6 protein-coding genes are annotated in these 5160 nt (G+C 44.8%); 3 read left to right on the forward strand and 3 right to left on the reverse strand.

Translation table 11 applies throughout. From position 1 onward, the window contains the following. Window positions 1-608 (reverse strand): deoxyribose-phosphate aldolase (deoC, locus tag Q0J48_RS06440; protein ID WP_296242655.1); only part of this gene is annotated, 608 nt, incomplete at its 3' end. A gap of 113 nt (window positions 609-721) precedes the next feature. Here deoC and Q0J48_RS06445 point away from each other — a divergent pair. Beyond that, window positions 722-1420, forward strand: a complete 699-nt coding sequence (locus tag Q0J48_RS06445) for a GntR family transcriptional regulator (protein WP_296242657.1) — start codon at window positions 722-724, stop codon at window positions 1418-1420. 8 nt (window positions 1421-1428) lie between these two features. Here the strand turns inward: Q0J48_RS06445 and Q0J48_RS06450 are convergent, their stop codons facing one another. Together Q0J48_RS06450 and Q0J48_RS06455 are read right to left on the reverse strand one after the other, a co-directional pair. After that, window positions 1429-2757 carry a hemolysin family protein gene (locus Q0J48_RS06450; protein WP_296242660.1) on the reverse strand — a complete coding sequence of 443 codons (1329 nt, stop codon included), beginning with the start codon at window positions 2755-2757 and terminating at the stop codon, window positions 1429-1431. Window positions 2758-2920: 163 nt separating this feature from the next. Further along, window positions 2921-3226: a hypothetical protein gene (locus Q0J48_RS06455; RefSeq protein ID WP_296242662.1), complete on the reverse strand. Its 306-nt coding sequence runs from the start codon at window positions 3224-3226 to the stop codon at window positions 2921-2923. A 172-nt stretch (window positions 3227-3398) separates the two neighbouring features. On the opposite strand from Q0J48_RS06455, the gene Q0J48_RS06460 reads away from it, so the two are divergent. Both Q0J48_RS06460 and Q0J48_RS06465 read left to right on the forward strand, forming a co-directional pair. Further along, entirely contained in the window at window positions 3399-4784 is a 1386-nt protein-coding gene (locus tag Q0J48_RS06460) for a sodium-dependent transporter (RefSeq protein WP_296242663.1), read from the forward strand. Between the two features lie 67 nt (window positions 4785-4851). Further along, on the forward strand, window positions 4852-5160 hold a 309-nt coding region (locus Q0J48_RS06465; RefSeq protein WP_296242664.1), incomplete at its 3' end, for a TatD family hydrolase.

Consider the following 5160-nt stretch of genomic DNA (forward strand, 5'->3'; position numbering starts at 1 on the left):
GCTTTACATGTCTGCCAGCTGCGAATACCGCCGGCGGCTTTGACCTGAACCGCATCTCCTACAGTATCTTTCATCAGTTTTACATCTTCTGCCGTGGCCCCGCCGGTTCCAAATCCGGTGCTGGTCTTGATGAAATCAGGTTTTACTTCTTTGGCGATCTCGCTCAATTTCCGGATCTCTTCTTTTTCCAAATAACAGTTTTCAAAGATGACCTTGCTGAGGACATGATGTTCTTTACAGATGGACACGATCTTTTCCATCTCGTCTTTGATATAGTCCCAATGATGCATCTTCGCCTGTCCGATATTGATGACATAGTCGATCTCATCGGCTCCTTGCTCGATCGCATGACGGCATTCAAATAATTTCGTTTCCAGCCCGCATTGGCCTAACGGGAATCCAATGGCAGCGCCGACATGCACATCGCTGTCTTTGAGCTGTTCTTTACAAAAAGCCGTCCATTCTGTATTGATGGCTACCATCGCCGTATTCATTTCTTTGGCTTCGTCACAAAGTTTCGTAAGATCGGCATCCGTCGCATACGCTTTTAAAAAGGTATGGTCAAACAATTTCGCAAGTGATTCTTTTGTCAGATTGGATGAATTCATATCCAATACCTCCTTTTGTCAAGGACAATGTATCATTATGTAATGTTTATGTCAATATAAATTGACAGAAATAAATAAAATGTTACTATTATGTATAGAAGGTGGTGGCATTTATGTCCGCAATGTATCTAGATATCCGCAACGATCTGCTCGATAAGATCGATTCCGGCTTTTATCCGGTAGGTGAAACCATTCCCACAGAGATGGAACTGGCCAGCCAATACCATGTCAGCCGGCCGACGATTCGTCAGGCCATCAGTTTACTGGTCGACCAAGGCATCTTGGAAAAGCGCCGGAAACGAGGAACCATCGTTTGCGCCCCCAAGATCGATCAGGGATTCACCCAGACCATCAGCAGCTTTGATTCCGAGATCCATCAAAAAGGACATTCGAGCCAAACCAAAGTGCTGACGTTTCAAAAAGAAGAAGCCTCGGACGAGATCAAAGAGATCTTGCGATGCGATGAAGTCCTGAAGCTGGTTCGCCTGCGATATATCGATCATATGCCCAATGTCTTTGTGACGACCTATATGCCCTATCCCTTGTTTGCGCATTTTCTAAATCTGGATTTCAGTAAAGAATCTTTCTATGATCAATGTGCCCGCTGCAATCATCCGATTGCCTCAATTACTCGTCATTTAGAGGTGGTCAGCGCCGATGAGACATTGGCTGATCTGCTGCAGATCAACCAGCAGGATCCGCTGTTCTATTTTCATTCTTACGGAACCGATCCCCAAGGAATTCCCATCGAATACTCGATCTCAAAATATCGGGGCGATACCAATTCCTTTACCTTTACCTTAAAAAAATAAGAGGAGAATTAGTCGTTCTCCTCTTCGTTTTGTTTTTGGGGTTTTGGTTTCAGGCGAACCACCGCTTCTTCAATGCGGTGCTCTGTTCCCATCTTCGCTTTGATGATCATTTCTTCCAGATCCAGCTCAAAGCTTTCGTTATCATCCGGCAAGCTTCCGCCCAAGGCATCCAGTACATAGCCGCTGAATGTATCGTATTCTTCATCGCTGAGCTGCAGTCCCAAGATCTTATTGATGTCTTCCAACATGGCATCTCCCTGGATCCGCCACATGTTTTCTTCTAAAAGAACAATGCCGTCCGATTCGCTGGACTGTCCTTCTTCATCCAGATCTTCCACCAGCAAGACCAGCAGATCGCGCAATGTGACAACTCCGACAAATCCGCCGTATTCATCCAAGACGACCGCAAACGATTTTTTGGTCTGTTTCATCTTTAATAACAGATGATCGGCTTTCATGCCTTCTAAGACAAATAAAGGTTTCGAGACCGCATTCAAAAGCACTTCTTCTTTGGTGCGGTTGGCCATACGCAGATATTTTTTGGCATCCAGCACGCCGACGATCTGATCCTGGTTTTCACGATACACCGGATAACAGTCAAAGGAAGTCTGGTTGATCTCTTCGTCCCAGACCTTTAATTCATCATCGGCATCCAAGGCGACAACATCTTTTCGATGCGTACAGATCTCTTCCAGGCTCACGTCATTGAAATCAAAGATATTCTGGATCATCGCATTTTCATCTTGTTCGATCTGTCCTTGCGAAAGACTTTGATTGACCATCATACGAATCTCTTCTTCGGTCACTTCTTCTTCCTCATCCGGATCGATCCCGCAAAGACGAAGAACTAAGTTAGTGCTGTTGGTTAACAGCCATACTAGAGGCGCAAAGGCTTTTGAAATAAAAGACAAGGTTCCCGATAAGGCATAGGATACTTTTTCTTTATTCTGCATCGCGATTCGCTTTGGCACCAACTCTCCGAACACGATCGAGAAAAAGGACATGATCAAAGTGATCACCAGCGGACAGAAAGAACGCAGTGTGGCCTCAGAGATCGGAATGTTCCAGGAATTCAAGAGTTTCACCAAAGGATCCGCAAAACTATCCGTCGCATAGGCACTTCCCAAATATCCGGCCAACGTAATGGCGACCTGGATCGTAGCCAGGAACTTTGACGGATTCTCGACTAACTTCATCAAGATCTTAGCGCGACGATTTCCTTCTTCGGCACGAGCTTGTAACGTCGCTCCGTTCATAGAGACGACCGCGATCTCCGCGCCGGCAAAGATCGCATTGACACAGATCAAGACGACCTGCAATCCTAACGCAAAAAGCATAATACCCTCCAAAAATGCACAAAAAGACATAGCCTGATGGAATTCAGGTTATGTCTTTCTTTTTTCTTATTGTTTCCCCGTACAACTTCGACCGGGGTCTTCTGTGCTACTCATACTGACGAAAGTTTATCAAAACTTGTTTCGGATGTCAATTCCCGCAAAATCACCGCGGTTTTTCAATCTTCTGCTTGTATTTTTGGAATAGACGATATTGCCCCAAGATACAAAGGATCCCAAAAAGAATCAGGAAGAGAAATCCGGTCATCCCTCCTAAGAAGAGATATACCCCGCTGTCCACAAAAAGAAGAGCACCAAAAATAATATCGAGCTTCCCTTGTTCCACAATATATTCTTGGGTCCAAGGTTGATTGCGAAAATCTTCACGCAAATTGATCATGTGCTTTCTGCAGATCATATAGATTCCATAAAGAATATAGAAGATTCCCGGAAAACACAAAGCAATCACCATAAAGAAGTCCTCCTCTTTTTTTATCATATCATAGAGATCTTGTCTTAATTCTTACATTTTTTCATAAACCTTGTCTTTTTTTACAGAGATCTCACAATAATCATTGAAATCCTTTTCATAATAGTATTTAATGGAAGTTACGACTAGAAACCTTATCAAAGGAGGTTCACAAATGGACAAGAAAACTTCTTCAAGTTCGCAAAATGGCCGCGGCAAGTTTTCAGGAAGAATCGGTTACGTCATGGCTGTTGCCGGATCTGCCGTCGGCTTGGGAAACATTTGGCGTTTCCCTTATTTAGCTGCCAAATACGGCGGCGGGATCTTTTTATTGGTGTATTTGATCTTAGTGGTCACTTTAGGCTATGCCTTGATCGTATCGGAAACTGCTTTAGGGCGCATGACAAAAAAGAGCCCGGTGGGTGCCTTTCAGGTTTTCGGCAAGACCTTGCCTTTTCGTTTAGGCGGATGGTTCATTGCCATCATTCCGATGCTGATCTGCCCTTATTATTGTGTGATCGGCGGATGGGTCCTGAAATATCTCTTTGATTATGCCTTGGGCAATGCGACCCTGTTAGCCCAGGACGGAACGTTCTCGGCCTTTTTATCCTCCTCGGGCAGCGTAGAGCTTTGGTTTATCCTTTTCTCGGTCTTGGTGTTTGCGGTGATCTTGGGCGGCGTCAACAAAGGGGTGGAACGCGTTTCCAAGATCATGATGCCGATCTTGATCGTATTGGCTATTATCGTGGCAATCTATTCGGTCACAAGACCCGGCGCCTGGGAAGGGGTCAAATACTTCCTGATTCCGAACTTCGAAAATTTCTCGTTGATGACCGTCGTTTCTGCGATGGGGCAGATGTTTTACTCGCTCTCGATTGCGATGGGAATCTTGATCACTTATGGTTCGTATATTGAAAAAGATGTCGATATTGAAAAGAGTACTTCCCAGGTGGAATTCTTCGATACGGGCGTTGCCTTGTTGGCAGGACTGATGATCATCCCGGCCGTCTTCGCCTTCTCCAGCGGCGATATGTCGACACTGCAGGCGGGTCCTTCTTTGACCTTTATCACATTGCCAAAGGTCTTCTCCAGTATGGGGATCGGCACCTTTGTCGGAGTGGTCTTCTTCCTGATGTTCTTGTTTGCGGCCTTGACCAGTGCCATCTCGTTATTGGAAACCAGCGTATCCACATTAGGCGATGAGCTGCATTGGAGCCGTAAAAAGGCTTGTGTGTTCATGGCGGTGATGATGATCCTTTTAGGAAGCTGTTCCTGTTTAGGCTATGGCGCCTGGGATTCGATTCGGATCTTGGGCATGCAGTTCTTAGATTTCTTTGATTTCTTGACGAACTCTGTCATGATGCCGATCTCAGCCTTGATCACTTGTTTCTTTGTCGTTAAGATCGTGACTTTGAAGAAGATCGATGACGAAATCGAGATCTCTTCAAAATTCAAGCGCAAAAAGATCTACCACTTTATCATAAAATATGTGGCTCCGATTTGTATCACGATCATTTTATTGAGTTCTATAGCCAATGTCTTTGGCTGGATCACGATGTAGAAAGTGCAGATTTCTGCACTTTTTCTTTGCCTTCCCTGTATAATGAGAAGGATAAGGAGGAATCCCTATGTATACAGACTCTCATGCGCACATCACTTGCGATGCGCTTTATGAAAGAATCGATGAAGTCATAGAGAATATGAATTTAGTCTCCCAATGCATGATCATGTGCACGACTTTGGAAGAATACCAACGGGCTCAAAGGATCAAGGCCCAGGATCTGCGCTTCAAGGTGGCTTTCGGATGGTTTCCTTCGGATGCCAAAGAGATCACATCCGACGATCTTAAAACACTTTATGATCTGGCCAGTGCCAAACAAATCGACTGTTTAGGAGAGATCGGTTTAGATTACTATTGGGATACGAGTTTCAACGAC

It is taken from the genome of uncultured Faecalicoccus sp., from assembly GCF_944325745.1.
In the GTDB taxonomy this organism is placed as follows: Bacteria; Bacillota_I; Bacilli_A; order Erysipelotrichales; family Erysipelotrichaceae; genus Faecalicoccus.

What these genes read in the sequence shown, in the direction of transcription:
- Q0J48_RS06445 (WP_296242657.1), top strand. Translation starts at nt 722, where the DNA reads ATGTCCGCAATGTATCTAGATATCCGCAACGATCTGCTCGATAAGATC.
- Q0J48_RS06450 (WP_296242660.1), bottom strand. Translation starts at nt 2,757, where the DNA reads ATGCTTTTTGCGTTAGGATTGCAGGTCGTCTTGATCTGTGTCAATGCG.
- Q0J48_RS06455 (WP_296242662.1), bottom strand. Translation starts at nt 3,226, where the DNA reads ATGGTGATTGCTTTGTGTTTTCCGGGAATCTTCTATATTCTTTATGGA.
- Q0J48_RS06460 (WP_296242663.1), top strand. Translation starts at nt 3,399, where the DNA reads ATGGACAAGAAAACTTCTTCAAGTTCGCAAAATGGCCGCGGCAAGTTT.